At 45.2% G+C, this 26,524-nt stretch carries 26 protein-coding genes; 19 read left to right on the forward strand and 7 right to left on the reverse strand.

All coding sequences use genetic code 11. The annotated features are described in order from the left end of the window. Positions 1 to 284: 284 nt before the first annotated feature. Together RH45_RS19325 and cysS are read right to left on the reverse strand one after the other, a co-directional pair. Positions 285 to 863, reverse strand: coding sequence for a thymidine kinase (locus RH45_RS19325; protein WP_008080575.1), 579 nt, complete (start codon positions 861 to 863; stop codon positions 285 to 287). 80 nt (positions 864 to 943) lie between these two features. Beyond that, positions 944 to 2,326 (reverse strand): cysteine--tRNA ligase, encoded by a 1,383-nt coding sequence (gene cysS, locus RH45_RS19330; RefSeq protein ID WP_008080578.1) that lies wholly within the window; start codon positions 2,324 to 2,326, stop codon positions 944 to 946. Between the two features lie 202 nt (positions 2,327 to 2,528). Between cysS and RH45_RS19335 the strand changes: the two genes are divergently transcribed. From RH45_RS19335 to RH45_RS19350, 4 genes are all read left to right on the forward strand, one after another. Further along, on the forward strand, positions 2,529 to 3,023 hold the full coding sequence (locus RH45_RS19335) for a peptidylprolyl isomerase (protein ID WP_008080579.1): 495 nt from the start codon (positions 2,529 to 2,531) through the stop codon (positions 3,021 to 3,023). Positions 3,024 to 3,080: 57 nt separating this feature from the next. Then, entirely contained in the window at positions 3,081 to 3,812 is a 732-nt protein-coding gene (gene lpxH / locus RH45_RS19340; protein WP_008080581.1) for a UDP-2,3-diacylglucosamine diphosphatase, read from the forward strand. A 77-nt stretch (positions 3,813 to 3,889) separates the two neighbouring features. Continuing rightward, positions 3,890 to 5,104, forward strand: coding sequence for an EAL and HDOD domain-containing protein (locus RH45_RS19345; protein ID WP_008080583.1), 1,215 nt, complete (start codon positions 3,890 to 3,892; stop codon positions 5,102 to 5,104). 17 nt (positions 5,105 to 5,121) lie between these two features. Continuing rightward, the gene (locus RH45_RS19350; RefSeq protein ID WP_008080584.1) at positions 5,122 to 5,613 is read left to right on the forward strand and encodes a YchJ family protein; all 492 of its coding nucleotides are present in this window, start codon (positions 5,122 to 5,124) and stop codon (positions 5,611 to 5,613) included. A 43-nt stretch (positions 5,614 to 5,656) separates the two neighbouring features. Here RH45_RS19350 and RH45_RS19355 read toward each other — a convergent pair whose 3' ends face one another. Further along, on the reverse strand, positions 5,657 to 5,941 hold the full coding sequence (locus tag RH45_RS19355; protein ID WP_008080585.1) for a YeaC family protein: 285 nt from the start codon (positions 5,939 to 5,941) through the stop codon (positions 5,657 to 5,659). A gap of 104 nt (positions 5,942 to 6,045) precedes the next feature. Here RH45_RS19355 and RH45_RS19360 point away from each other — a divergent pair, with 104 nt between their 5' ends. After that, positions 6,046 to 6,864 (forward strand): DUF2989 domain-containing protein, encoded by an 819-nt coding sequence (locus RH45_RS19360; protein WP_008080587.1) that lies wholly within the window; start codon positions 6,046 to 6,048, stop codon positions 6,862 to 6,864. Between the two features lie 47 nt (positions 6,865 to 6,911). Here RH45_RS19360 and msrB read toward each other — a convergent pair whose 3' ends face one another. Further along, complete coding sequence (gene msrB, locus RH45_RS19365; protein WP_008080592.1) at positions 6,912 to 7,316, reverse strand: peptide-methionine (R)-S-oxide reductase MsrB; 405 nt, start codon at positions 7,314 to 7,316, stop codon at positions 6,912 to 6,914. 335 nt (positions 7,317 to 7,651) lie between these two features. Here msrB and gap point away from each other — a divergent pair, with 335 nt between their 5' ends. The 11 genes from gap to RH45_RS19420 all read left to right on the forward strand — a co-directional run bounded on the left by gap (position 7,652) and on the right by RH45_RS19420 (position 19,338). Then, positions 7,652 to 8,647 (forward strand): type I glyceraldehyde-3-phosphate dehydrogenase, encoded by a 996-nt coding sequence (gap, locus tag RH45_RS19370; RefSeq protein ID WP_008080593.1) that lies wholly within the window; start codon positions 7,652 to 7,654, stop codon positions 8,645 to 8,647. A gap of 136 nt (positions 8,648 to 8,783) precedes the next feature. Continuing rightward, positions 8,784 to 9,668: a D-hexose-6-phosphate mutarotase gene (locus RH45_RS19375; RefSeq protein WP_008080594.1), complete on the forward strand. Its 885-nt coding sequence runs from the start codon at positions 8,784 to 8,786 to the stop codon at positions 9,666 to 9,668. 192 nt (positions 9,669 to 9,860) lie between these two features. After that, positions 9,861 to 11,897 (forward strand): methyl-accepting chemotaxis protein, encoded by a 2,037-nt coding sequence (locus tag RH45_RS19380; protein WP_008080595.1) that lies wholly within the window; start codon positions 9,861 to 9,863, stop codon positions 11,895 to 11,897. Positions 11,898 to 11,998: 101 nt separating this feature from the next. Then, complete coding sequence (rlmA, locus tag RH45_RS19385) at positions 11,999 to 12,820, forward strand: 23S rRNA (guanine(745)-N(1))-methyltransferase (RefSeq protein WP_039958946.1); 822 nt, start codon at positions 11,999 to 12,001, stop codon at positions 12,818 to 12,820. Positions 12,821 to 12,905: 85 nt separating this feature from the next. Continuing rightward, positions 12,906 to 13,835, forward strand: coding sequence for a ChaN family lipoprotein (locus RH45_RS19390; protein WP_008080598.1), 930 nt, complete (start codon positions 12,906 to 12,908; stop codon positions 13,833 to 13,835). 180 nt (positions 13,836 to 14,015) lie between these two features. Beyond that, a complete protein-coding gene (locus RH45_RS19395; RefSeq protein ID WP_008080601.1) occupies positions 14,016 to 14,369 on the forward strand; it encodes a hypothetical protein in 354 nt (117 codons plus the stop codon). A gap of 110 nt (positions 14,370 to 14,479) precedes the next feature. Further along, positions 14,480 to 16,369, forward strand: a complete 1,890-nt coding sequence (locus RH45_RS19400) for a BCCT family transporter (protein WP_008080604.1) — start codon at positions 14,480 to 14,482, stop codon at positions 16,367 to 16,369. 186 nt (positions 16,370 to 16,555) lie between these two features. Next, positions 16,556 to 18,133, forward strand: a complete 1,578-nt coding sequence (locus RH45_RS19405) for an alkaline phosphatase (protein ID WP_008080606.1) — start codon at positions 16,556 to 16,558, stop codon at positions 18,131 to 18,133. A gap of 124 nt (positions 18,134 to 18,257) precedes the next feature. Continuing rightward, positions 18,258 to 18,548, forward strand: coding sequence for a ribbon-helix-helix domain-containing protein (locus RH45_RS19410; RefSeq protein WP_008080607.1), 291 nt, complete (start codon positions 18,258 to 18,260; stop codon positions 18,546 to 18,548). A 94-nt stretch (positions 18,549 to 18,642) separates the two neighbouring features. Further along, a complete protein-coding gene (locus RH45_RS19415) occupies positions 18,643 to 19,038 on the forward strand; it encodes a VOC family protein (RefSeq protein ID WP_008080608.1) in 396 nt (131 codons plus the stop codon). A gap of 9 nt (positions 19,039 to 19,047) precedes the next feature. Then, positions 19,048 to 19,338, forward strand: coding sequence for a putative quinol monooxygenase (locus tag RH45_RS19420; protein WP_008080615.1), 291 nt, complete (start codon positions 19,048 to 19,050; stop codon positions 19,336 to 19,338). Between the two features lie 56 nt (positions 19,339 to 19,394). Here RH45_RS19420 and RH45_RS19425 read toward each other — a convergent pair whose 3' ends face one another. Further along, positions 19,395 to 20,381: a helix-turn-helix domain-containing protein gene (locus RH45_RS19425; protein ID WP_008080616.1), complete on the reverse strand. Its 987-nt coding sequence runs from the start codon at positions 20,379 to 20,381 to the stop codon at positions 19,395 to 19,397. 122 nt (positions 20,382 to 20,503) lie between these two features. On the opposite strand from RH45_RS19425, the gene RH45_RS19430 reads away from it, so the two are divergent. Genes RH45_RS19430 through RH45_RS23775 form a run of 3 tightly spaced genes read left to right on the forward strand, consistent with a single transcriptional unit; the run spans position 20,504 to position 24,101 of the window. Beyond that, the gene (locus RH45_RS19430) at positions 20,504 to 22,087 is read left to right on the forward strand and encodes an alpha/beta hydrolase-fold protein (protein WP_008080617.1); all 1,584 of its coding nucleotides are present in this window, start codon (positions 20,504 to 20,506) and stop codon (positions 22,085 to 22,087) included. Positions 22,088 to 22,108: 21 nt separating this feature from the next. After that, positions 22,109 to 22,906 (forward strand): TonB-dependent receptor plug domain-containing protein, encoded by a 798-nt coding sequence (locus RH45_RS23770; RefSeq protein ID WP_241211658.1) that lies wholly within the window; start codon positions 22,109 to 22,111, stop codon positions 22,904 to 22,906. Then, positions 22,821 to 24,101 (forward strand): TonB-dependent receptor domain-containing protein, encoded by a 1,281-nt coding sequence (locus RH45_RS23775; protein ID WP_338131522.1) that lies wholly within the window; start codon positions 22,821 to 22,823, stop codon positions 24,099 to 24,101. Before RH45_RS23770 ends, RH45_RS23775 begins: the two co-directional genes overlap by 86 nt. 39 nt (positions 24,102 to 24,140) lie before the next feature. On the opposite strand, the gene RH45_RS19440 is transcribed toward RH45_RS23775, so the two are convergent. Both RH45_RS19440 and RH45_RS19445 read right to left on the reverse strand, forming a co-directional pair. Further along, the gene (locus RH45_RS19440; protein WP_008080627.1) at positions 24,141 to 25,820 is read right to left on the reverse strand and encodes a mechanosensitive ion channel family protein; all 1,680 of its coding nucleotides are present in this window, start codon (positions 25,818 to 25,820) and stop codon (positions 24,141 to 24,143) included. A 142-nt stretch (positions 25,821 to 25,962) separates the two neighbouring features. Beyond that, a complete protein-coding gene (locus RH45_RS19445) occupies positions 25,963 to 26,400 on the reverse strand; it encodes a YcgN family cysteine cluster protein (RefSeq protein WP_008080630.1) in 438 nt (145 codons plus the stop codon). Positions 26,401 to 26,524: the final 124 nt, after the last annotated feature.

The following is a 26,524-nucleotide window of genomic DNA, read 5'->3' on the forward strand; positions in this document are numbered from 1 at the left end:
CTTTTTTTGTATCTGTGAAAAATAGTCATCATTAGATTTAGCTTACACCAGACGCTTCTTTAAGTACGTACCTGTTGCAGCTTCCGCGATATACGCATGCTTGCTTGGCTATGTCTAATAATACCTAATTGCTGACTTCTCATTATCCGAATTCGGGCACTGTTGCGGATTCATGACTGATTAGAAATGAACCCGCTAACTCAATTAAGCGGCTTGTGAAACACCACCTGCCCGTGAGTTCAAAAGTAACGTGACCTACGTAGCTAGCATATCCAGGCACAAAACTACTTATCTAAAGCTTCCTTGTAGTGCTGACGGCACACAGACACATAACGGTCGTTGCCACCAATCGCTACCTGATCGCCCTCTTTGATCGCGACACCATGCTCATCAGTACGGATAACCATGTTCGCTTTACGGCCACAGTGACAAATGGTTTTCAGCTCAATCAGTTTATCGGCCCAAGATAGTAAATATTTGCTGCCTTCAAATAACTCGCCAAGAAAATCCGTTCTCAGCCCGTAACAAAGCACCGGGATATGCAGCTTATCAACCACTTCCGTCAGTTGATATACCTGCTCTTTACTCAAGAACTGACACTCATCAACCAAAATACAGTGACGCTTTTCAACTTCGTTTAATGCCGCTATCTCTTGATAGAGATTGGTCTCGGAGTTAAACAGTTGAGCATCTGACTGTAGACCAATTCGAGAGCTGACCTTACCGACCCCGTAGCGGTCATCGAGGGCCGCAGTAAAGATCACTGGGGTCATACCGCGCTCTTGGTAGTTAAAAGACGATTGAAGAAGAGTGGTTGATTTACCCGCATTCATCGCTGAGTAATAGAAATACATCTGAGCCACTGTTAGTTACCCGTATAGAAAAAATAAAAATTAAAGAAAAGGGCTGAATCATCAGCCCTTAAATAAAACACGCGTTTCGCTTACTTACGGCGCCAAGTTGTACCTTCAGAGCCGTCTTCAAGGACGATACCCATCTCCGTCAACTTGTCTCGAGCCATATCAGCATTTGCCCAGTCTTTGGCTGCGCGAGAGTCGTTACGCAGTTTGATAAGAGCTTCGATTTCAGCCACTTCATCATCGTTGCCAGCATCGCCTTTCAAGAAGGCTTCTGGATCTTGGTGCAAAATACCAATCACGTCAGCAAGCTCACGCATCAAAGCACCAAGAGCACTTGCCGCCATAACATCTTCTGTCTTCAGGCGATTGATCTCGCGTGCCATATCAAACAGCACAGAATAGGCTTCTGGCGTGTTGAAGTCATCGTTCATCGCATCTGTAAAGCGTTTCACGTAATCTTCACCACCCGCTGCCGGTACAGAAATATCAAGGCCACGCAGTGATGTGTACAGACGTTCTAGAGAAGCACGCGCCTGATTCAAGTTATCTTCGCTATAGTTTAGTTGGCTGCGGTAGTGACCAGACATCAAGAAATAGCGCACTGTTTCAGCATCGTAATGACCAAGAACGTCGCGAATTGTGAAGAAATTACCCAGTGATTTGGACATTTTCTCACGGTCAACCATGACCATACCGCTGTGCATCCAAGTGTTTACGTAATCTGTACCGTGCGCACAGCAAGACTGAGCAATTTCATTCTCGTGGTGAGGGAATTGTAAATCAGAACCACCGCCATGAATGTCAAAGTGATTGCCTAGAATGGAAGAGTTCATCGCTGAACACTCGATATGCCAACCAGGGCGACCTGGTCCCCAAGGAGATTCCCATGTAGGTTCGCCAGGCTTAGACATTTTCCACAATACGAAATCAAGCGAGCTGCGTTTAGCACTTTCGATCTCAACACGTGCGCCCGCTTGAAGTTGGTCTAGGTCTTGACGAGACAGTTTGCCGTAATCGTCATATTTTGCGATTTCGAACATGACGTCACCGTTATCAGCAACGTAAGCAAAGCCACGTTCGATAAGCGTTTCTACCAACTCAATGATCTCCTTGATGTACTCGGTTGCACGAGGTTCAACATCAGGGCGTTTCATATTTAGCGCGTCAAAGTCCGCATGCATTTCACCGATAAGGCGCTCGGTCAACGAATCACAGCTTTCACCATTCTCATTAGCGCGCTTGATGATCTTGTCATCAATGTCTGTAATGTTGCGAACAAACGTTAAATCGTAACCTAAGTAACGCAGGTAACGAGAAACCACATCAAAAGAAACAAAGGTACGACCATGGCCAATATGACAGAGATCGTAGATGGTTACCCCACAGACATACATGCCTACTTTACCGGCAGTGATTGGTTTGAATTCCTCTTTCTGTCTTGTGAGTGTGTTATATATCTTTAACATGATCTCTATCTAATACTTAGGTGAAACAAAATAGTGCGCCAGTATACCAAGGAGTCCCCAACAACGTAATCCCTCTAACGCGTAAAAAGCCATCAATAACACCTATACTCAAGTCTCAACCATTACTTTTCACGTATTAATGTCGTAAAAGTTAAGATAGAATCTCTAGCTCAAATCAAAAACATATGTAAAGGACATAGTCATGATCACCCTTCACACTAATTTTGGTGACATCAAAATTCAGCTAAACGAAGAAAAAGCACCTGAAACAAGCGCAAACTTCCTACAGTACTGCCGTGATGGTTTTTACGACAACACTCTTTTCCACCGTGTTATCGATGGTTTCATGATTCAAGGTGGTGGCATGGAATCGGGTCTACGTGAGAAACCAACGCGTGCACCAATCAAGAACGAAGCAAACAATGGCCTTAGCAACAAAGTAGGTACATTGGCAATGGCGCGCACAATGGAACCGCATTCTGCAAGCTCTCAGTTCTTTATCAATGTAAACAACAACACTTTCCTAGATTTCCGTAGCGAAAGCCTAGACGGTTGGGGTTACTGTGTATTCGGTGAAGTGGTCGAAGGTATGGATATTGTTAACAAGATCAAAGGTGTTAGCACTGGTTCATACGGTATGCACCAAGATGTACCTCTAGAAGACGTGCTAATCACTGGCACAACTATCGAAGAATAATGATAGTGAGGAAGAGTGCTAACACTCTTCCTCTTTTCCGCAAGGCCTCTTGTTGATATGACCACACTGTTTATTTCCGACCTCCACCTATCTCCAACCACTCCCGACATCAACGCTTGTTTTATCAAGTTCATGCGCGAAGAAGCCGTTCATGCCGATGCGCTTTATGTTCTTGGCGACCTGTTTGAATTTTGGATAGGCGACGATGATACTTCCGACTTTGCCAAGCAAATACGCGCAGAATTCAAACGACTCACTGATGCTGGCGTTCCCACCTTCTTTACTCAGGGTAATCGAGATTTTTTGGTTGGTAAGCGCTTTGCCAAGCAAACTGGCGTGACTCTGTTAGGCGATGAAACCGTCATTGATATCTATGGTCGTAAAGCGGTTGTACTGCATGGTGATACGTTATGTACTCAAGATGTCAGCTACCTTAAATATCGAGAAAAAGTTCACCAACCTTGGCTGCAATGGATATTTAACCGTATTCCTATGTTCATCAAAAAGAAGATTGTTTCTAAAGTACAATCAGACATTAAAGATGATAAGCAAACGAAGTCGCTCGACATTATGGATGTTACCCAGAGTGAAGTTGAAAAGGTGATGAAGCAACATAATGTTGATTTAATGATTCATGGGCACACCCATCGACCTAAAGTTCACACATTTGAAGTATCAGGAGTGACTAATACTAGAATTGTATTGGGGGATTGGTACACTCAAGGCTCTGTTCTGACATACACCGAAGATAAGTATGATCTTCAGTCCAGACCTTTTGTCGCAGACTAGACAATAATTGCACTTAATGTTTAACGCAGCAGTTGGTTGCTGTGAGTCGTAAACCTATATTAAGAACGGCACTCACCTTGAAATATTCATACATTGCAAGACAACCCATACTAGACACCTCGAAAAAAACTGTTGGTTATGAGCTGCTTTTTAGAGATGGCCCAAAAAATACCTTTCCTGCTATAGACCCAGAGCACGCGACAAGCCGTCTCCTTTCTGATCATTTTCTCTCCACTCATTATGCTACGCTTGGTGACAAACTGGGGTTTGTGAACTTTCCTTACCAAAGTCTGATTAACAAAGTTCCTACGCTGTTCCCGTCGAATAGTTTGGTGATTGAAATTCTTGAAGACTGTGAGCCAACAGAAGAGCTGCTAGAGGCGGTCAAGGAAATGGCCGGGCTCGGCTACAAAATCGCCTTAGATGATTTTGTCCCATCAAAAGAGTGGCGCATCTTCTTACCTTACGTCTCAATTATTAAGTTTGATATTCGAGCAGTGCCTTTAGAAAAAGCTAAAGTCTTTATTGATCGCTTGTCGGGTAGCAGTATTCAGTTCTTAGCAGAAAAGGTAGAAACTCACGAAGAGTTCGCGAAGGCGAAGAAAATGGGATTCGACTTTTTTCAAGGTTACTTCTTTAGCAAACCTGAAATGATTCAACGTAAGTCCCTAGAGCCCTCGTTTATGACCGTGGTGCAATTATTGACTGCGATATCTCAATCTGAGATTGACTATCACAAGGTGGAATCGTTGATAAGCAAAGACGTCACGTTGTCGTACAAGCTACTGACCTACGTTAACTCATCTTCGATCGTCAGCAATAAAATTCAGTCTTTTAAGCAAGCATTAGTGTATCTCGGTGAGGACAAACTGCGTAAATTTATCTCTTTGGTTGCTCTGGCTTCAACTCAAGATGATAAGCCTGAATACCTGTACGGCTTGTCGATTCAACGAGCACGTCATTGTGAATTGCTTGCACACCAGCTCGGAAACCATATTGAAACGGGTCAAGCTTTCCTAATGGGGATGTTTTCATTACTCGATAGTCTGTTGGATCGCCCTATCGAACAGATCATCAATGAAATCCCAGTCGAGGATACTATTAAACTGGCTTTGACCGAGGGCTCTGGTGATCTTGGTAAACTGCTTGCCTTAATTCGTGACTATGAACGTGCAAAGTGGGATCAAGTGGCAACGCATTGCAAAGAGTTAAATTTGTCGCAATCTTCATTAAGTGAGAGCTACGATAAATCCGTTAAGTGGACAGCAGAGTTACTCGCCGTCCAACGTTAGTTATTTTGGAGTTTTTCATGTCGTTATGTCCCTGCGACAGCCAGCAAAATTATGCCGATTGCTGCGAACCAATTCATTTAAACCATGCTGCCGCGACAATACCTGAGCAATTGATGCGCGCTCGCTACTGTGCTCATGTCAAAGGTCTGGTAGATTTTGTCGTTAACACCTACCACTCTAGCTGCCAAGCAGAAAGCCAACGCAAAGAGATCGCAGAATCAATAGACAGTGATTGGTGTGGCCTTGAGGTCGTTCAAAGTGAGGCTGGTAAAGACAGCAATGAAGGTTACGTCACTTTCAAAGCGTTTTTTAATCAAGATGGTCAACAATACTGCTTGGAAGAGCGCTCTCGATTTGTAAGAGAGAATGGGCTTTGGTTTTATATCGATGGAACCTTTCCGCAAGTCGAAGACGAGCGACTGTCACAGCCAATTCAACAATTGAAAGTGGGGAGAAATGATCCCTGCATTTGCGGCAGTGGCAAAAAGTTTAAAAAGTGCTGTGGCTAACAAAAACATAGGAAAAAGGCAGGGAGTCCCCTGCCTTTTTCTATTATTGTTTGTTAGGGTTAACTCTCACTATATCCTGCTGATCTTGTTGAAATTGTTTTTTTAGTTCTGCTTTCGACTTAAAACTAATTTCACCACCTTGAGCGACGGTCATATGTTGGGCATCACTGTTATGCTTAGATTGATATAACATTACCGCTTGCATACATGAATCACGCTGTTCAGGGGTTAATGCTGTACCTTCAGGCCACTTTCCTGTTTCTACGGCAAATAGAAGACGCTCATAAGCCTCTGGAGTAATGGCATCGATTAACTGCTTTGCGTCCATGGTGTATCCTTTAGTGAGTTGAACAGCAGAAAACATAACGAGCTACATTCCTGAGTCAAGGATTGGACAAAAAATAAGTGTAACGGATCACAAGCGATACCATTATGAAGAAAGAACATGCTCTTACTCTCGGTTTAATTAGCCTGACTCTTGTTGGCTGTTTTGAACCGAGGAAAAACACAGAGCAGCTATGTGAAGACAACCCCGCGCTGCAATGCCAGCGTTTAAACATGGATGATGGTCAATGTAGAGTGCCAAGAACTGATCTGATCTGGCACAGATTCGAGGTGCTCAAAAACCCGACCCCGAAAAACCACATCAAAGAGTATGAGCTGCTCGCCGAATATAAAAAGTGTCTCGAGCTTGCTTCTCAAATTTTAGCGATTGATCAAACTGAGCTAAAACAGCGAAGATTCAGCGCATTGGTAAACTCTGGTGAAGATCTAGAAAAAATAGTCGCAACACTTTCCAAATCTACCTCTCCAGAAGCCCTTTACTTTCTGTGGAGCCGAGTGGGTAACGAAGAAGCAAGGCGTGCCTTCCTCCAATTAGAAGGGACTCCACAACTTGATACCGCTGAAATGCAATACGCACTGGCAACCTTTTATACCAGCCGAGATCAGCAGAAGACCAAGCAGCTTTTATTGCGTACGCTTGAGCTTACCAACTTAGGCAATATCAATAATGAGGTATTTAAGTCACTGGCCAGTACCACCTACAGGTTAGGCCAACGCGAAGAAGCTTATGTATGGGCGATGATTGCAAGTAACTTTGGTGTACCAATTGCGACTGAACAAGAGCTGCAACTGCTTTATGGCTTTGATGAAGCTAAATATAAGCAACTAGAACAAATTGCCGATCAGTTAAAAGAAGCCATTGAAACAGGCAGCTTTAAAAAAGCCTTAGTCCCACAATTCAAATGAGTGTTTGAAAGGATAAAACAAAGAGCGGTGATTAAATCACCGCTTTTTTATGAATTGTTGAAAATTAACGACACCGAATTTACACAAAAACGTTCCCCTGTTGTTTTAGGCCCATCAGGGAAAACGTGACCAAGATGGCTGTCACACATTGCACAGCGTATTTCAGTTCGCACCATTCCGTGACTTAGATCCTCTAAATAGCGAATAGCCTCAGCATTGATAGGGGCATCAAAACTCGGCCAACCACAGCCTGAATCGTACTTGTTATCAGACTGGAATAAGGGCGCTTGGCAGCAAGTGCAGGAGTAAACGCCTGTCTGTTTGTTATGGAGCAGTTTACCACTGAATGGGGCTTCAGTGCCCTGTTCCCGACATACACGATACTCCTCTTCGGACAAGACTTCACGCCAGTGTTCATCGGGCTTAACGACTTTTTCTACCTTCTGTTTCACGGGACAAATTCTCCATTTTCTCATTTTTTATTATGACTTTTTTCGCGAAAAACTTGCGAACGTTTAGCTTTGTAGCACATACTTTGAAACCATAACGGGATGGTTAAACTTTCAGCATTGCTGACAGCATCTTATACATTTTACGTCAACTGGTTAGGGAAAGAACCTACAATCCGTTCAAAACATCACCAATTAAGACTAATTGTGAAAAAAAGCGACGCTTTTTTTTGACTTTAAACAAGTTAAGTCCGATTATCGGTTGCAGATTTTGACTGGATTATGTAATTTTACTACCAGTTATCTTTAATCAGAAATTAAGTTGTGGAGCAACTATAATGACTATCAAAGTAGGTATTAACGGTTTTGGCCGTATCGGCCGTTTCGTTTTCCGTGCAGCGCAAGAGCGTAACGACATCGAAGTAGTAGGTATTAACGACCTAATCGACGTAGAGTACATGGCATACATGCTTAAGTACGATTCAACTCACGGCCGTTTCAACGGTACTGTTGAAGTTGAAGGTGGTAACCTAATCGTTAACGGTAAGACTGTACGTGTTACTGCTGAGCGTAACCCAGAAGACCTAAAATGGGATGCTATCGACGTTGACGTTGTAGCTGAAGCTACTGGTCTTTTCCTAACAGACGAGACTGCACGTAAGCACATCACTGCTGGTGCGAAGAAAGTTGTTCTTACTGGTCCTTCTAAAGACGCAACTCCAATGTTCGTAATGGGTGTTAACCAAGACACTTACGCTGGTCAAGACATCGTTTCTAACGCTTCTTGTACTACTAACTGTCTAGCGCCTATCGCTAAAGTTCTTAACGACGAGTTCGGTATCGAATCTGGTCTTATGACTACAGTTCACGCAACTACAGCTACTCAAAAAACTGTAGACGGTCCTTCTGCTAAAGACTGGCGCGGTGGTCGTGGTGCTTCTCAGAACATCATCCCATCTTCAACTGGTGCTGCTAAAGCTGTAGGCGTTGTTCTTCCAGAACTAAACGGCAAACTAACTGGTATGGCTTTCCGCGTACCAACTGCTAACGTTTCTGTAGTTGACCTAACTGTTAACCTTAAGAACGGTGCATCTTACGAAGCTATCTGTGCAGCTATGAAAGCAGCATCTGAAGGTTCTCTAAAAGGTGTTCTAGGTTACACTGAAGACCAAGTTGTTTCTCAAGACTTCATCGGCGAAGTTCAAACTTCAGTATTCGATGCTAAAGCTGGTATCGCTCTAACTGACAACTTCGTTAAAGTTGTATCTTGGTACGACAACGAAATCGGTTACTCAAACAAAGTTCTAGACCTAATCGCACACATCTCTAAGTAATTATTACTTTAAGATAAGCGTTTAGCGCAGAATCTTGTAAAAGGCGGCTCTCGAGTCGCCTTTTTTGTATCCTGATTTTAGAGGTGCTCAACTCCCCCACTGTTTCACCTCTTCGCCCTTTTAGAGGAACACATCAATGGATTTAAACTCCCTACCAGCACTTGCAGTGCTGTCCGATAACGTCACCATTGTCGAAATCGACCAAGTGAAAGTCGTACGTGTCATTCACGAGAAAGCGACCGCGGGTATTGCACTTCACGGTGGTCATGTCGTCTCATTTAAACCAACAGGCCAAGAAGATCTTATCTGGATGAGTGACGAAGCTGTATTTGACGGCAAAGCGGCTCTGCGTGGTGGCATTCCTGTATGTTGGCCTTGGTTTGGACGTATTGCGGCTCCCGCGCATGGGTTTGCACGCAACAGTGAATGGACGCTAATTGAACATCGTGAAAATGAAAACGGTGTCATCGTAGAACTTGGGTTACTCCCTTGCGAATCCACGCTGGCGGTTTGGCCACACCAGTTCCAAGCACATCTGTTGGTTGAGATCGGTGATGAGTTAACGGTTACCCTAGACGTGACCAACACTGATTCTCAGGCTTGGACATTCTCAGGAGCTCTTCACAGCTACTTAACGGTTGGAGATATCGAGCAAGCGAAAACGACTGGCATGGGCCCTGAATACATTGACAGCCTAAAAGGTGGTGAGCTATGCCAAGGTGGTGAAGTTCTGCAACTGACCGATACGATAGACCGTGTTTACACTCAACCAAGTGAGTGCATTACGGTTGAAGACCCAGTCCTTAATCGCTCCATCCTAGTGAACAACCAAGGCCATAACTCGGCCGTTTTATGGAACCCTTGGGCAGAAGGAGCCCAGGCAATGGGTGACATGCAAGACTCAGGTTACCAACGCTTCCTGTGCGTAGAGTCGACACTTCACGCCCCTTCTATTGAACAAGGTTGCACTCTTCAACCTGGAGAAAGCCACCAGCTGATCACTCGTATTAGCACTAAATAGTGGTAAATGGCCAGCAATGCTGGCCATTATGTAATTTAAATTCCTGTAACACGGTCTTTTCTTAACGATTCTGTTGGGCATCTCGATTTTTTGACAATTTCATTAATAAATATCAAATTAATGCGTCATATAAATCGCTAGCATGCCGATATAACAACTTATAACTCGTATAAATATCAGGAAAGACATTCCATGTTACAAAAGTACAGAAATCAAAGCGTCGGTTTCCAGCTAAAGCTGGTCATTACTTTGTGTCTGCTTGTCGCGTTTTCTAGCATTGCTGCTCTGGTTTACCAAAATGCATCCGGGGTGTTATTGGACAACACGCTAAAAGAGCACCAATCAAAAGTTGAGTCGATGGCTAAAACCATTGCCGGTCAATTCAACGCCTATCTACACACAGCAGAAGTATTAGAGTCGACATTCCGCAATGGATACCTTGCGGGCGTCTATGTCGAAAGCTATACCTTCGATTTTCAAGGGTACCAAGTTCCCAACATTACTCAATATAGCGAGAGCTTGATCAATGATACTAAACTGGTCGATAGCTTCACTCGCGATACCGGTGCGGTCGCCACGATTTTCGCACCACTGGGTGATGACTTTATCCGTGTTGCTACTTCCCTCAAAGACCCGCAAGGCAACCGTGCTATGGGTACGACACTGGGCCGTAACCATCCTGGCTATTCAAAGCTGGTCAGTGGCCAACCTTACTATGCGCAAATCAAACTATATGGCGAACGTTACATCACCTACTACGCTCCTTTAAAAGACGCCAATGGTAAAGTAAACGGCATTACCTTTATAGGGCTACCTGTTGAACGCGCAACACAAGACCTATTCGCCTCGCTAGAAACCGTCAACTGGGGTGATACCGGCTACACCATCATTTTGGATAATGAACAAAGCAACCAAGGTCACTACCTATTACACCCAAAACATAAGGAAACGGATCCACCGATTCAAGAAGTGGCGGATTACAATGGAAACAAACCATTCCACCAATTGTTTGAACAAAAAAGCGGGCTGATTCGTTACCCATATGAGTACCAAGGTAACATCGGTGAAAAATACCTTGTGTACACGGAGGTTCCAGGCTGGAACTGGAAGCTTCTGGGCGGCACCTTCATCGCGGAAGTGACAAAAGGCAGCCAAGCTTTGCTTAAGTTGATTGCCATCATCTCTCTGGTCGTGGCCGCTGGTACATTCCTTGTGCTGACATTAGTCCTCAATCGAACACTCAAGCCACTAACAGTACTTAATGGCTACATGAACCGTTTGGCTAAAGGAGAAGTGAGTTTAGCGATTCCAGCCACAGGTCAGGCATCGAACAACGAGATCATTAATTTGAACAATGGTGTCGCGAACATGGCCGGCCAGTTAAATGAGCTGGTTGGTCAAATCCGCACCACCAGTGATCAAGTAGAAAGTAACTCGTCTAGTGTCGTGAATGACGCGAATCGAAACTTAAGCCAATCTGACCGTCAGCAAGAGCAAGTTGAGCAAGTGGTTACTGCAATTGAAGAGATGGCTTCTTCAGCTCAATCTGTCGCCCAACAAGTTGAACAGATTGCCGAAAATGTTCGTTCTGCAAATACCGATAGCCAATCAGGCCTGGAAGTTGTAGAAGGTGTTTGTATCGACGTCGCTCAGTTAAATGACCAACTCGATCAATCAGCAGCAGCGATTGAGCAAGTAAACCGCGACAGTGAAAGCATTCAAACCGTCACGAAAATGATTGATGAAATCGCTGAACAAACGAATTTGCTGGCTCTGAATGCCGCCATTGAAGCCGCTCGTGCGGGTGAGCAAGGTCGTGGCTTTGCCGTCGTTGCCGACGAAGTACGTACTTTAGCACACCGTACTCAGACCTCGGTAAAGGACGTGGTTGATATCATAGAGAAACTCAAAGGTTCGACAAGTAACGCCGTAAACATGATGACGCAGAGCCAAGACAACGCCAACAAGGTACTGGACAAAGCGCAAGAAGCAGGCACCGCTCTTGAAGCCATTGCTGGCCAAGTACAATCTATCGCGTCTCAGGCCGATGCCATAGCTGCAACATCCGAAGAGCAAGCACATGTCTCTCAAGAGATAGCAGCAAATGCTCACTCAATCAGTGAACTTAACCGCGAAAGCCGTAATACCAGCGCTCAAACCTCTGAGAGTGCGACCGAGCTTCAGCGTCAAGCGCAAGACCTGAAGCAGCAAGTGGACTTCTTCCACTAATGCCAGCCAAAAGAGCCGACTTGTTCGGCTCTTTTTGTTTCACTAGCAGGGTACCTTTTTGATAGAATCGGCCGCCTTACTTTATGTCCTTCGAGATCGTCATGAACTATCAGTGCCCTCTTTGTCATCAGCCACTCACTCTGTCAAATAGAACGTTCAAGTGTGACAATAACCACCAGTTTGACTTAGCCAAAGAAGGCTATGTGAACTTGATGCCGGCACATCACAAACGCTCAAAAGATCCCGGTGATAATAAAGAGATGATGCAGGCTCGCCGTCGCTTTCTTGAAGCCGACCATTATGATCCTATGCGTCAAGAAGTTGCCCGTTTAGCCGCGCAGTATTGTCAAGGCAGTCAGCACGCTTTACTCGATATCGGATGCGGAGAAGGCTACTACACTGATCATATACAAAAAGTCTTGTCCAAGCAGGATAGTCGCACTCGAGTTTATGGGCTGGATATTTCCAAAGTCGCGATTCGTTATGCGGCAAAACGCTATCCAGACAGCGCCTTTAGTGTCGCTTCAAGCCATCGTTTACCTTTTGATGATGCCAGCCTTGATGCCATCGTCAGAATATACGCACCGTGTAAAGCGCAAGAGCTTGCTCGTGTCGTCAAAACTGGTGGCGTAGTCATTACTGTGACCCCAGCAGGTCGCCACCTTTATCAGTTGCGTGAACGTATTTACCAGGACGTGCGCTTGCATAGCGAAGAGACGGAAGTTCTCGAAGGTTTTACTCTTGAACAACAACATAAACTAAACTACGTGATGGATTTAAGTAACGGGCTTGGTTTTGACTTATTGCAAATGACACCATTCGCGTGGAAAGCGAGCGAAGAGCTACGCAATGAACTGACTTCAACTACACTCTTTCAATGTGAGGCAGACTTTATGATTCGAATCTATCGTCGAAACCATTAAGAGCATAGAGAATCATTCTCATTAACATTGAAAGTTAAACGGGCCTCCAGTAGTATGCACTCACTATTTTTCGGAGGCTTTTTTAATGCGTAATATCTTCGCGACTTCTCTCATCGCTTTTTTCCTCACAGCCTGTTCTACAACATCCAATCAAGCACCAAACACTTTCTATGACTACCAGCTGTTTTCTGCTAGTGGCCAATTAATCGATGTCGAAAAACTTCCGGCATCCATTACTGATGCCGATGTTATTTTAGTCGGTGAATGGCACACTCATACTGGCGTGCATCGATTTCAAACCGATTTACTCGAGCAATTAATTGACGACAACCACGATGTGGCTTTATCTATGGAGCAATTCTCACGTGATAAACAAAACGTGGTTGATGAATATCTAGCTGGCACTATCGGTGAACAAGTATTGATGAAAAACGGCAATGCTTGGCCAAATTACGAAAGCGATTACCGACCACTGATTGAACTCGCCAAGTCTCGCGATATCGACGTTATTGCTGCCAACGCCCCTAAGCCGATCGTCCGTTGTATCGGTCGTCAAGGTGTCGATTACTTAAACAAACTCACTGACAAAGAACGTCGTTTCCTCGCATCAGAGATTGATACGGCTGCCAGCCCATACAAAGAGAAGTTTATGGCGTCTATGCACCATGGAAAGCCTGAGCAGACGGAAAAGCAGTTTGCCGCGCAAGTGACCTGGGATGAAACCATGGCGGAAAGCATTGTTAACTATTTAGCCCAAAACCCTAGTAGCCAAGTGATGCACATCGCAGGAAAATTTCACACCGAACAAGGTTTAGGCACAAAAGCGTCGATTCTTAAGCGTAACCCTAACCTCAAGGTTGTGGTTGTTACGCCTGTCGCTGAGCTCGATAACGGATTTGGCGACGACTACCGCCTTAAGGTGCTCGCACCACCTGTACGTTACGTGCAAATGGAAAATAGAATGGCGGCATACAAAAACCTCAAAGGTCGCAACGATAACCTAGTTTGTCGCTAAGCCAGCGCCTCCTGCTCTCTTTAGCCTGATTGGATACTCTGTTCAGTCAGGCTCTTCATCCAACTTTTCTTTTAGGCATACTTTGTGCTTGTGTGAATTTCATACAAATCTTGCATTATTTGCACAAGTTTTTCACCCCGTGGTCGATATATTGTCTGAGGACAGTATAAGGAGTTAAGTATGACCCCAGTAGGAATGGAGCCAGCTAAGCTAGCCCCCACTCAACAGGTTAAGCCTCAAACCAGCCCTGCCGATAGCTCGCAGGCCTCCGCACCATTGAAAGTAGAGCAGAACAAGGTGACTCTTTCTGAAGAAGGGAAGGCCCTGCTGGCGGCGCTGCAAGAAATAGAGAAAGACTCAAAAGCGATCGAAAAGGATAAAACCGTTGGTGACAAAGTCGAGTCTTTTGCGCACGGTGCACTAGGCATGGACCACCCGGACAAAATTAAGGAAGAGGAAGATGGCTCATACTCAGCAGGGCAATATCTTTCCGCTGCGGCAACCGTAGGCGGCATATTGCTTGCGTTGATTTAGCCAACCGCTCCTCTTCATTAAACTTCTTACTCTTGTCGACAAGCAATCAGGTTTGTCGACGTTAGGCTGCCCACGTCATAATCCACTTCATTTTGTTTGTGGAATCGCCTGTGAAAAACGCCTTTGCGCTGATTGATAAGCCGACCTTTTTTGGTGCTATCGGTCTTCTCCTAACCATTATTATTCCTTTGATTTTGTTTCCCCAACAAGGGGCAGACTGGATTGCCATTGCCAAGAGCTTTATGACCGACAAGCTCGGCTTTCTTTACCTTGCTCTGGGGATCAGTGCGTTCTTCTTTATGATTTACGTCATCTTCAGCGATATGGGGCAGATCAAACTTGGCGACCCAGATGAAAAACCTGAGTTTGCCACCTCATCTTGGGCTGCAATGCTGTTCTGCGGGGGAATCGGTGCCAGCATTCTTTACTGGGGTTGTATCGAATGGGCTTACTACTATCAAAATCCTCCTTTTCAATTAGAACCAGGCAGTGAAGAAGCCGTGCGTTGGGCAGCCACCTACGGTATTTTCCACTGGGGCCCGATCGCTTGGTCTATTTACCTGATCCCTGCGCTACCTATCGCCTACTTTTTCTATGTACGTAAACAGCCAGTATTGAAAGTGTCCAGTGCTCTTATGCCTGTGATTGGCGAAGAACGCACAAAAGGCGGCCTCGGCAAACTAGTAGACGTTTTGTTTATCTTTGGCTTACTGGGCGGAGCCGCAACCACGCTTGGCTTAGCAGCGCCTTTAATTGGCGAGGGCTTGAGTTTCTTATTTGGCATTGAACAGTCTACCTTAAGCCAAGTCGCCATTTTATTAGTCTGTACCGCGATATTTGCTTACTCCTCTTATGCGGGCATGGAGAAAGGCATTAAGATCCTAAGTAATATCAACTTTTGGGGGGCGATGGGCTTACTCGCCTTTGTTCTTGCGGTCGGTCCTACCATATTCATGCTAGAAACCGGACTAGATTCGATTGGTCGTATGCTGTCGAACTTCTTTCTCATGGCCACTTGGGCAGAACCGTTTGGCGGTTACGGACCATTTGATGATACCCACTTTCCACAAGACTGGACCATTTTCTACTGGGCTTGGTGGTTGGTTTTCGCACCAAGTATGGGGCTGTTTGTTGCTCGGATTTCACGTGGCCGTACTATCAAGCAGATGGTGTCGGGCTCTATCTTTTTTGGCTCTTTGGGTTGCTTCCTTTTCTTTATGGTTTTGGGTAACTACGGCCTATCACTTCAGTTATCTGGCGAACTCGATGTGGTCGCTATCCTCAATTCTGAAGGCGCGACAAAAGCCATTTTCTCGATGTTAGACGCCCTTCCGTTGGGCACATTAGTCATCGCTGTATTTACCTTGCTGTGCGTCATTTTCACGGCAACCACATTTGATTCGATCTCCTATATTCTCGCCTCTGTGGTGCAGAATAATGTCAGCGAAGAGCCGATGAGATGGAACCGCATGTTCTGGGCTTTCACCTTATCATTCATGCCAACCGTACTGATGTTTTTAGGTGGCTTGAGCACCTTGCAGACCGCTGCTATTGTCGGCGGATTGCCGCTACTTGGTATTTCAGTCATGCTGATGATCTCAGCCGTTCGCGCGACCTCTTTAGACCTACGTCACCAAGAAGACTATGTTGAACCCACCATCAATATCGAAGAACTACCCGATATGGATCCTTGGTCTTCAGAAGGTATGGCATTGGCCAAGTTTGAGCGCAGCCGAGACGCAGCCCAAGAAGCCGCGGAACAAGAACGCGCAGCGTTGGGTAATGTATTAAACGTAAAAAAACGGATACGCGCTTTTGCTCTTGAGCACAGCGGTGACGAAGCATTTTCAGACCACCATATTCCAACTGCGCTACACGACGAGTTGAACGTGGCTTTGGAGGCGGTAGCTAAAGCTCAAGAAGCGAAAGAAGCCGCGTCAGAACTTGCTCAGCAGGCCAGGTTTGAATTTAACCAAGCGGTTCTCAATGCGGCTAGTTAATATGCTCTAACTTTTGCTCCCTTCTCCTTCCTTAAGTCAAAGCTCACACTCCCGTGAGCTTTTTTTGTGTCGCGCCAGTGCAAATTGGAATAATTACTTTATTTTATATTTATGAAATAAATACGAAACACGTTTGACATAAATCGGTGTTCTAATTTGCTCGCTTTTATAAATAAGGACTAATCGATGAAGCCGTTAATCAAACCCATTATTGCCGCAGTGGCAACGTCAGCACTATCATTCAACGCACTCTCTGCTGAAATCAAAAACGTCATTTTAATGATTGGTGATGGCATGGGGCCACAGCAAGTTGGCCTGCTCGAAACCTATGCGAATCAAGCGCCTAACTCGATCTACAAAGGCAATACCACCGCACTTTACAAATTGGCGCAAGAAGGGGTTATCGGCTCTTCATTAACTCATCCAGAAGACGCAATCGTTGTTGATTCTGCGTGTTCAGCAACCATGTTAGCCACTGGAATGTATACCGCTTCCGAAGTGATTGGAATTGACTCTCAAGGAAACCATGTCGAAACCGTTCTTGAGAAAGCGAAAAAAGCGGGTAAGGCAACAGGCTTAGTTTCAGATACACGGCTCACTCACGCAACCCCAGCCGCTTTTGCTGCACATCAACCCCATCGTTCATTAGAAAATGATATCGCCTCTGATATGCTAGCGACTGGTGTCGATGTCATGTTATCGGGTGGCTTACGCCATTGGATTCCAAAATCGACCAATGACAAAGGCGCAACATACCAACAATTACAAGCTCTCACTCAAGGTGATGTTTACCTTAAATCAAAACGTAAAGACGAGCGTAATTTGCTCACTGAAGCAGAGCAAAGCGGTTACAACTTAGCATTCAACCGAACCATGTTAGACAAAGCGAATGGTAACAAACTACTTGGCTTGTTCGCTTACTCTGGGATGGATGATGGCATTGCTTACAGCAACAAAAAAACCGATCAAGCACGAACTCAGCCAAGTCTAAAAGAAATGACGGACAAGGCGCTCAGCATCTTAGCCAAAGATAAAGATGGTTTCTTCTTGATGGTCGAAGGAGGCCAAATTGATTGGGCCGGCCACAGCAATGATGCAGGTACCATGCTGCATGAGATGATTAAATTTGATGAGGCGGTTGCTTCTGTTTACGAATGGGCGAAAGGACGTGACGACACGCTAGTGATCGTAACGGCGGACCACGAAACCGGTTCATTTGGCTTTAGCTACTCGTCAAGTAACTTGCCTGAAGCACAAAAACGCTCTGGTGAGGCCTTCTCTAAACGCGACTATGCACCCAACTTCAACTTTGGCTCATTTGATATCTTAGACGGCTTGTACAACCAAAAGCAGAGCTACTACGGTATGATCAGCCAGTTCCAAAAGCTGGACAAATCACAGCAAACGCCGCAAAAGTTGGCTGATATCGTTAACCAAAACAGTGCGTTTCCAATTACCGCAGAGCAAGCGGAAAGAGTACTGGCGAGTAAGCCAAACCCATACCGTCTAGCACAGCATAAGTACCTAGCCCAAGAGCAAGTGCCCGCAATTAATGACTTTGATGCCTTTTTCCCATACAACGACCGTGGAAACTTGTTAGCGCGCGAGCAAGCCACTGGGCAAAACATTGTTTGGGGCACAGGCACCCACACTCATACCCCAGTGAATGTGTTTGCTTGGGGGCCAGCAGAGAAGGTTATTCCTGTGTCAAAAATCATGCACCACTCTGAACTTGGTGAGTACATCAAGCAGCAAGTGAACTAACAAGCTCTGCTATCAATGACTGCTCAAGCGCCTCTCGGGGCGCTTTTTGCTTCCACGGAGAAAGCATTGACTCAGACGCCATGAGACGTTAAAACTGAGCGCTGTAACAACTCAGGCAACGAAAATGTGTGAAATATTCTCTCAACAACCTCAAGAAAATTATCAAACCATCGCTCGCTCGATCCGAATAGATGGCCACGCCACCAGCATTAAACTGGAAGCCAGCTTCTGGCAAATACTTGAAGAAATTGCAGCAAAACAACAGATGACGTTACCTCGCTTTATCAGTTCGATTCATAACGAAGCACTGCAGCACAATGGAGAAATCAGTAATTTTACCTCTCTCCTCCGTTGCGCTTGTCTGATTTATCTTCGTCAACCTATTGGTGAGCAGGTCACCATAGAACATTACTAAACACTGCCAGCGAATATTTAACTGTCGTACTCCAGTACTACCCCAAAGCTCTACTCTGCCTCTATGCTACTTTCACCAAAAGTAAGAGGCAGTTATGACAAAACTTATTCACTCGATGGTCAGAGTTCGCGATCTCGCCGAATCCATCGTATTTTACCGCCAGGCACTTGGACTGGAGATCAAAGATCAGTTCGTCTTTGACGGCTTTAGCTTAACTTACTTAGCGAATGCCGAGACAGGGTTCGAATTAGAACTCACTCACAATCACAGCCAAGAAGTGCCTTATCAGCACGGGAATGGTTATGGCCATCTAGCTGTCAGCGTCGAAGACATAGAGCAAGCCCACCAGCGAATTACCTCACTAGGTATCGAAGCGTCAGACGTAAAAGCGCTCGACCACAACGGAGCGCACCTTGCGACCTTTTTCTTTATCACTGACCCAGATGGCTACAAAATTGAATTTTTGCAACGCCAAGGTCGTTATTTATAAGGGTGAATGATGATCCATTTAACCGCCACGTTCCAAGCAAACCAAGGCGCTGAAAAACAGCTTCAATCTTTGCTAACCGCAATGCTAGAGCCAACCAGAAAAGAGTCAGGCTGCGTAATGTATCGCTTACTGCAAGATTCAAACAACGTGGGACGATTTACGTTTCAAGAGCAGTTTACCGATCAGCAAGCCTTTGATTTTCACTGCCAGCAACCCCATTTTCTCAACTTGTTAAACCAGCTCGAAGGGGTGATCAGTGCAGATCCAGAAATCACCTTCTACCATGAACTAGAAGGCTGATCGCCAAGATCAGACTAACGCTCCTCAAAAGGAGCGTTAGCTTCTTATTGAAAAGGTTAATCGCGCTTATTCACTGATGAAGTAGGCGGATAGCCAAAGGCCTTTTTATAGGCATTCGTAAAATTGGAGGGATGTCGATAACCCGCATGGTAGGCAACTTCCGTGATTGAAGCTAAGCCTTGCTCTAAGTGCTTACGCGCAACATCCAATCTTCGACGTGTGATGTAGCTTTTAACGCTGCAGCCAATCACTTGCTTGAACTTTCTTCTTAGGTTTGACTCACTGGTCGCGGAGTACTCCGCAAGATCTTTGGCGGTTAACTCCTTATCTAAGTTGTCTTCAATATAGTGAATAACATCATTAATAGACTGCTTAGCGCTGCTGGTGACCGTGCTACGCTCAGAAACCACTGTAGAAGTCACAGGTACACTCTCTTCAACTGACAATTGCTCGAACACCTCCAGCAACAAGCCTTGCGCTAAGGTTTCAAGTTTCATTTTTTTAAAGGATTCGTTGCTGTTGTGGAGCTTGATGATCTGACTGACTAAATCGACAAAATGGTCATTGAGTGACAACTCAAAGTTAGCAAGGTGCTGAGAAACAAACGCCGCAACGGGGCTATGTGGCTCAATACGTTCTTGAATCCACTCGAGTGGCACCAACACTTTCAGCTTAGAGACTTTATTGCCACTGTGGACCGTTCGCCTAAACGTCGCGGGTTTGGCTAAGTTCACCACTAGTCCCTTGCTCCCCGATTGTGCATCCATCACAAAACTAAGATCGTCGTAGCTAAAGTCGAGTTTACCTTCAACTAAAACAATAAATATCAAAGCATTACGAGCGGTAGAGATCACATGATGATCTCTAAGCTCTGTGGTGGAACCCCAATGTAAAGAGAACCCCTGCTTGACTTTGTAAGTATCAACCTCCCCCTCCAATAAAGGATCAGTGAGGCTTTCTGACACCATTTGATGCTTTTCTTCGTTCTCAATCCAGCGCACCAAAGCACTGGTTCGAAACGATGAAGGAGATCGACTGTTCATAATCACTCGCCATTTTGAATAACACTACAGTTATTTTGAATAACCAAATGTGCTGTTCCCTACCTGAAAACAAAATTAACATAAATGATAATTAATATCATTAAGCAAAAGATGGGTAGTCAATGAAATGGATTGTTCTTATTACGACTTTGCTCGTTCATACCGCTAACGTGCAGGCAATGACGATAAAAATGGATGAAACTCAGTCTTTCGAGCTAAATTTAGCCGGAGAAAATACACTGGTTGTTGATAAACCGGGTTACTACCGAGGTTACGTTCGCAGCAATCGCTTTATCAATAAATTGCTCGCTTATACCCCAAATGGCGAGCTGGTAAAAACGCTCATTGGCAGCAAAAGTAAAGAGACGGAAATTTTTTGGCTTATCGCAAAAGCCGGTAACTACCAGCTCAAGATAGATATGGCTTCTCCCGAGTCATCAAAGGTTCAAATAAAGCTTAGCCAAATTCCACTCAAGGATGACCAGTACGTTTCCGCTCCCTCTAAGATCACGAGCCCTCTTATCCAACGCACAATGGCAGATCTCGCTGAGGGCAAAGTAGACTCTCAGTCTATATTCTGGCAAGAGATCTCAGCGACTGGCGCTCCGCTGGTCGAGTACAAACAAGATGGCAACGCGGTCATCACCTTCTTGTACCGAGGAGAAGTAAACAACGTCAGGCTTCTAGGGGCTCCTTACGGTGGTCATGCTCAGTTAAGCCATATTGAAGGCACAGACATCTGGTATCGCTCTTTTGAAGTACCCGACAGCACTCGCCTCTCCTACCGCTTGGCTCCGAACGTTCCACAGTTAAGCGTTGATAAGAATCGCGAGCAAAGAAAAGCAGTGCTGGCGACAGCTCAGCCGGATCCATTAAATATTCAGCCTATTTTTGGCCCAGACTCAGGGCTGTTTGGCTCAGCTTCTACCTTGACCTTGCGTAATGCGAGTAGCGATCGCATAGCTCAGGAGCAAGGCAAACCAAAAGGCCAAATGACCTCTTTTCGCTTTCAATCATCGACAGACCTAGAGCCAAGAGAAATCACCCTCTACACGCCAAATTCTGTATACCCAGTCACCAAGTCGTCACCATTATTAATCCTATTTGATGGCGAGGCTTATCTCAACAAGGTGCCAACACCACGCATCATGGATAACTTGATCGCAACCAAACAAGTCCCACCAATGCGGGTGCTGTTTATTAATCCGCCTAGGCCAAGTTTAAGAGCGAAAGAACTCACGCCGAATAAGGCCTTCGCTCAAATGATGGCAACCGAGCTAATGCCATGGCTATGTACTCATCACTCCGTTTGCCCTAACGCTGAAAACACCGTGTTATCTGGCTCTAGTTTTGGGGGATTAGCATCTATGTACATTGCGTTAGAGTATCCGGAACATTTTGGCAAAGTCCTCAGCCAATCAGGCTCTTTTTGGTGGCAGCCTAAAGAGGCGGAAAGAACTCAGTTGAGCTGGATGGCTCAGTTGGTTAACTCAAAGCCAACGCAAAACCTCAGCATCTACCTTAATGCTGGCTTGTTCGAAACCGAACCCCAATACGCAAGCATTCTTCAAACCAATCAACAACTTTTTAGCACACTGACAGAAAAAGGTTACCGTGCCCATTTTCAAAGTGCTGCGAGCGGCCACGACTATTTTAGTTGGCGCGTCATGTTAGCTGATGGACTCAACGTCTTGTTCAGCGATTAAGTCCCAAGGAAAATCAACAAAATGGAACCAAGAAAAATCAACACTATAGAAAAGAGTAAGCTGGCGACAGCGATCGCTTTCACCACATGCATCGCCATGCCTGCGCTTGCTGACGATACAACAACCTACATGGACACTGTTGTTGTCACTGCAAGTAAATATGAAGCCTCAATCAAAGAAGCGCCCGCATCAATCTCGGTGATCACCCGCGAAGAAATTGACCAGCTTCCCGCAACAGATATCACGACGGCTCTGGAGAACGTCGCGGGGGTGCATGTCGCTAAGACTACTGGCGCAGAACCGAGAGTCATTATCCGTGGTTTGCAGAATCAAAACTCTTCCAATGGTAACTACACGCTTTTCTTGATCAATGGGCGTCGAATTAGTTCGAGTGAGACCGTTATTCGTGGCGCATCTTTTGACTTGTCTAGCATTCCAATGAGTGCGATTGAGCGAATTGAAGTAGTACGAGGCCCAATGTCCTCCTTGTACGGCAGTGAGGCGATAGGCGGCGTTGTTAACGTTATCCTTAAAACTCCCACCTCCGATACTCACGTCGCGGGCAGTTTGGCTTACAGTTCACCACAAGATCGTAAAGCCAATGAGTTGCTGTCTGATGCAGATGGCGAGTTAAAAAGCGGTAACGTGTTCGTTAGCGGCTCTATCATTCCACAAGTATTAACTTACAGTGCAAGCGTGGATATCAGTAACCAAAATGCCTGGTTCCCAGAAGATGCTGGAGATAATTTTTCACCGCAAACTGAGACAAAAACGAAAGTCGTTTCGCGGTTCACTCAACTGGCTCGCTACAGAAAATGATGAGTTCTATCTAGATTTGTCTTATTCAAAAGACGAGCGCGTGGAAAACAGTTATTTCAGTACGTTTAATGGTGTATTGACCAGCGACTACGACGGCAAAAAGATGACCAGCACCTTAGGTTACCTGCGCAATTGGGAGTGGGGTGAATCCGATGCCAGTTATTTCTATGAGTCTTCAGAGGTGCATGAGAATAACTTCCACCCTCTCGTTGATGAAGCCGATATGACGCAAAACAACCATACCGTTGACGCACGCTTTGTGGTCGATAATCTTGACAGCCAAATTGTATCGGTTGGCGCGCAGATGTCCTATACAGAAGTCGAAAACAAACGAGACTATACTGGCTCTCGCTCTGTCACCCAGAGTGCGGTCTACGCTCAAGACGAGTACTACATAACCGACGATCTTACCGCAACGTTAAGCGGACGATTTACTCACAACAACCAGTTTGGTAACGACTTTAGCCCTCGACTCTACTTAGTGTATAACGGTATTGAAAACTTGACCTTTAAGGGGGGATACGGCGAAGGCTTTAAAGCGCCGACTATTTTCCAATCCTCTAAAGACTTCTCACTGGTGAGCTGTGGAGGTCGATGTACCCTAATTGGTAACCCTGATTTAAAACCGCAAACATCCAAAACCTATGAGCTGTCAGCAATGTACTCGGGGGATGCTGGATTCGTGCAAGCAACCGGATTTTTCAACGACGTGAAAAACCTGATTGACCGAGACCTAGAGCCTTACATTTCCGGATCATCAAACATCATTCAGTACGAAAATGTCGAAAGCGTAGAGACAAAAGGTGTTGAGCTTGAAGGCCAATACGATATCTCATCTAGCTGGTCATTAACAATGAACGCTACCTATACAGATGCTAAAAACAAAGATGACAACCAGGACATCTCCTACACTCCAGAATGGTTGGCGAATGCAAATGTAAACTGGGCTGCAACGAAAAACATTGCTCTGTTTGCCGGGGTCAATTACACCGGAGAACAGAAAGACGGTAACGACTCTAAACTCGACCCGTATTCTATTTTGACAATTGGTGGTTCCTACGCGTTCAATGACTACGTCAAGATCAGAACCGGCATCACCAACTTAACCGATGAGAGACTTGATGACACCGACCTTGACTATCAAGCTACCGAAGTGGGAAGAGCCTATTACCTCAAGTTAGATTTTGAATACTAATAGGACATAAAACAGAGGGCGCCTTTACGGCGCCCTTGGTTAACTTTCTTGCTGTGCTTCTTTTATCATATGTAAATGCACATCTTGTTGTGGGAACGGAATAGAAATCCCCTCTTTATCAAAACGTAACTTCACCTCTTTGGTTACGTCCCAGTACACATCCCAGTAATCATCGGTTTTAACCCAAGGTCGAACGATAAAGTCAACTGAAGACGTATTCAAAGTATGCACCTTGATGGTCGGCTCAGGAGTTCGCAGAACGGCAGGATGCGCCATTACTATCTCCGTGAGTACGGCTTCCGCCTTCAGTAAATCATCGCCATAGCCGATCCCAAATACCATATCCACCCGACGTACACGCTCGTGAGTCACATTCTTGATCACATCTCCCCAAATCTTACTGTTAGGTATGATGATGATCTGATTATCGAATGTCTTAATCGTTGTATTCACTAAACTCATATGGCTAACTTTACCGTCCACACCACCTGCGAAAACAAAATCCCCGACGTCGAATGGACGATAGATCAATAACATCATGCCTGCCGCAAAGTTCGATAAAGTATCTTGCAATGCAAAACCGATGATCACACCCGCGATACCGAAACCGGTCAATACAGGAGCAAGATTTAACCCTATCTGCGATAGTGCAACTAAGATACCGATAATCCACACAATGTTACCAGACATACCAATAAAGAAGTCTTGCATCAATTGCGAGAGTTTAAGGTTTTTCGACACCACGGTTTTGCTCACTACTTTCTTGGTCAACTTAGCAATCATGCTGGTGACAAGCAGTAGAAAGGCGAAGACTAATAGTTGAAACAAGTGCTGAGGAGCATTGTTAGCAAACCAATCCCACAGGTTAGTCGACCAATGAGATACAATTGAAATTAACACCTTACCGTCGAGTAAGTCTTGAGTGATACTTCCTGTCACTTCAAAGATCAGGCGCTTATATTCTGACGTATCAAGCCCAAGCTGATCAGCGATCGCGATTTGCGAATTTAGACTTTCAACCGCAATCGACATGCGCTGTTTGATAACCAACTGCATCAACTGCATCGTTGATTTTTCCGATTCAGGACTGGCAGAGAGCTGTTTTGCAACCGCTGCGGTTTGCTGACTGAAATACTCAACAGACGCCGATAACAACCTTAAACGCTTACGCACTAGATCTCGAAACTGCTCTTCAGCCAGCGCTTCGTCCACCCCTAACGCAGTCAACCACTGGATATTCTGCCAATTGGACTCGATAGCGGTATCAAGATAATGTTGAAGTTCTTGATAATTGTTCAGCAAGCTGAGGCGATCTTCTTCTTTGGCATTATCGATCGTCTCATTAAGTTTTTTGATTTTATCTTCCAAATACTCAGTCGCCGCCAAAGAGTAGCGTTGCTGAATCTCAACTTGTTCAATGAGCTTACTTTTTTCGATTGAGCCGCGATTAATCGCCGTCGCTAATGCTGACCTAAGTTCTTCATTCTTTTGAAACAGCTTGAGCTGTAACGCATCTTTCTCTTCACCACTTGCTGTCGCGAGTGTAGCCGTAAGCTCTTTGAGATCACCGTTTATCTTCTCTAACCGTTGCTCAGATTTGGAAAGCGTAGGTTCAACACTTTCTTCCGCTGCGTGGGAAGACATGCTCAAACTAAGGCTAAATGCCATCAGCAAAGCGTAAAAACATAACATCAAGTTACCGCGAGATAACTGTCCCATGCTCACCTCAACCTATTAAGTCTTTGTTTCTTTTGTAGATAACTATAATTGTACACCACAAACCAAAAATCACCTGTCGAAACATCGTCAACTATCGGTAAAAACAAAAACAGCCGCGTTTGCGGCTGTTCTCGTCAAGGGATTATCTATTGGGATGATTCAAAATGTGGTCTTCCCAATCGACAACGTCTATCTCGTAAACGACTTTGTTACGCACGCTCTCTCCCGCGGCATGCATTGCCGACTTAGAACCTGTCAATAATGGATGCCATTCTGGCAATGGTTGGTCTTCCGCCAGCAGGCGATAAGCGCAGGTGTGTGGTAACCAAGTAAAGTCATCGATGTCTTCTCGAGTTAACTTGGTACACTCTTCACCCGAAGTAAATCGGTTTGGGTAATCTTTACATGAGCAGGTTTTACTGTTGAGCCAACTACACGCTACATTGGTGTAATAGATCTCGTCTGTATCTTCATCCATAAGCTTGTGTAGACAGCATTTACCACAACCATCACACAGAGATTCCCACTCTTGCTCGGTCATTTGCTCTAGTCTTTTACTTTGCCAAAATGGTTCGCTCATCGGTGTTACTTCGTTATCAGACAGGGGTGCGATTTATACCTTTATGCCTACTAAAGTTCAAGCGCAAAGTTTGGGCTGATCCAGCTTTGCTTTTTTGCTACTATCGCGCCCTTACTTTTTATGA

This window comes from Vibrio sinaloensis DSM 21326 (genome assembly GCF_000189275.1).
Classification (GTDB): domain Bacteria; phylum Pseudomonadota; class Gammaproteobacteria; order Enterobacterales; family Vibrionaceae; genus Vibrio; species Vibrio sinaloensis.

Bases quoted from the DNA above. Each gene is read 5' to 3' on its own strand.
- cysS (WP_008080578.1), bottom strand. From the start codon at position 2,326: ATGTTAAAGATATATAACACACTCACAAGACAGAAAGAGGAATTCAAA.
- RH45_RS19335 (WP_008080579.1), top strand. From the start codon at position 2,529: ATGATCACCCTTCACACTAATTTTGGTGACATCAAAATTCAGCTAAAC.
- lpxH (WP_008080581.1), top strand. From the start codon at position 3,081: ATGACCACACTGTTTATTTCCGACCTCCACCTATCTCCAACCACTCCC.
- RH45_RS19350 (WP_008080584.1), top strand. From the start codon at position 5,122: ATGTCGTTATGTCCCTGCGACAGCCAGCAAAATTATGCCGATTGCTGC.
- RH45_RS19355 (WP_008080585.1), bottom strand. From the start codon at position 5,941: ATGGACGCAAAGCAGTTAATCGATGCCATTACTCCAGAGGCTTATGAG.
- RH45_RS19360 (WP_008080587.1), top strand. From the start codon at position 6,046: ATGAAGAAAGAACATGCTCTTACTCTCGGTTTAATTAGCCTGACTCTT.
- gap (WP_008080593.1), top strand. From the start codon at position 7,652: ATGACTATCAAAGTAGGTATTAACGGTTTTGGCCGTATCGGCCGTTTC.
- RH45_RS19375 (WP_008080594.1), top strand. From the start codon at position 8,784: ATGGATTTAAACTCCCTACCAGCACTTGCAGTGCTGTCCGATAACGTC.
- RH45_RS19380 (WP_008080595.1), top strand. From the start codon at position 9,861: ATGTTACAAAAGTACAGAAATCAAAGCGTCGGTTTCCAGCTAAAGCTG.
- rlmA (WP_039958946.1), top strand. From the start codon at position 11,999: ATGAACTATCAGTGCCCTCTTTGTCATCAGCCACTCACTCTGTCAAAT.
- RH45_RS19390 (WP_008080598.1), top strand. From the start codon at position 12,906: ATGCGTAATATCTTCGCGACTTCTCTCATCGCTTTTTTCCTCACAGCC.
- RH45_RS19395 (WP_008080601.1), top strand. From the start codon at position 14,016: ATGACCCCAGTAGGAATGGAGCCAGCTAAGCTAGCCCCCACTCAACAG.
- RH45_RS19405 (WP_008080606.1), top strand. From the start codon at position 16,556: ATGAAGCCGTTAATCAAACCCATTATTGCCGCAGTGGCAACGTCAGCA.
- RH45_RS19410 (WP_008080607.1), top strand. From the start codon at position 18,258: ATGTGTGAAATATTCTCTCAACAACCTCAAGAAAATTATCAAACCATC.
- RH45_RS19415 (WP_008080608.1), top strand. From the start codon at position 18,643: ATGACAAAACTTATTCACTCGATGGTCAGAGTTCGCGATCTCGCCGAA.
- RH45_RS19420 (WP_008080615.1), top strand. From the start codon at position 19,048: ATGATCCATTTAACCGCCACGTTCCAAGCAAACCAAGGCGCTGAAAAA.
- RH45_RS19425 (WP_008080616.1), bottom strand. From the start codon at position 20,381: ATGAACAGTCGATCTCCTTCATCGTTTCGAACCAGTGCTTTGGTGCGC.
- RH45_RS19430 (WP_008080617.1), top strand. From the start codon at position 20,504: ATGAAATGGATTGTTCTTATTACGACTTTGCTCGTTCATACCGCTAAC.
- RH45_RS23770 (WP_241211658.1), top strand. From the start codon at position 22,109: ATGGAACCAAGAAAAATCAACACTATAGAAAAGAGTAAGCTGGCGACA.
- RH45_RS23775 (WP_338131522.1), top strand. From the start codon at position 22,821: ATGCTGGAGATAATTTTTCACCGCAAACTGAGACAAAAACGAAAGTCG.
- RH45_RS19440 (WP_008080627.1), bottom strand. From the start codon at position 25,820: ATGGGACAGTTATCTCGCGGTAACTTGATGTTATGTTTTTACGCTTTG.
- RH45_RS19445 (WP_008080630.1), bottom strand. From the start codon at position 26,400: ATGAGCGAACCATTTTGGCAAAGTAAAAGACTAGAGCAAATGACCGAG.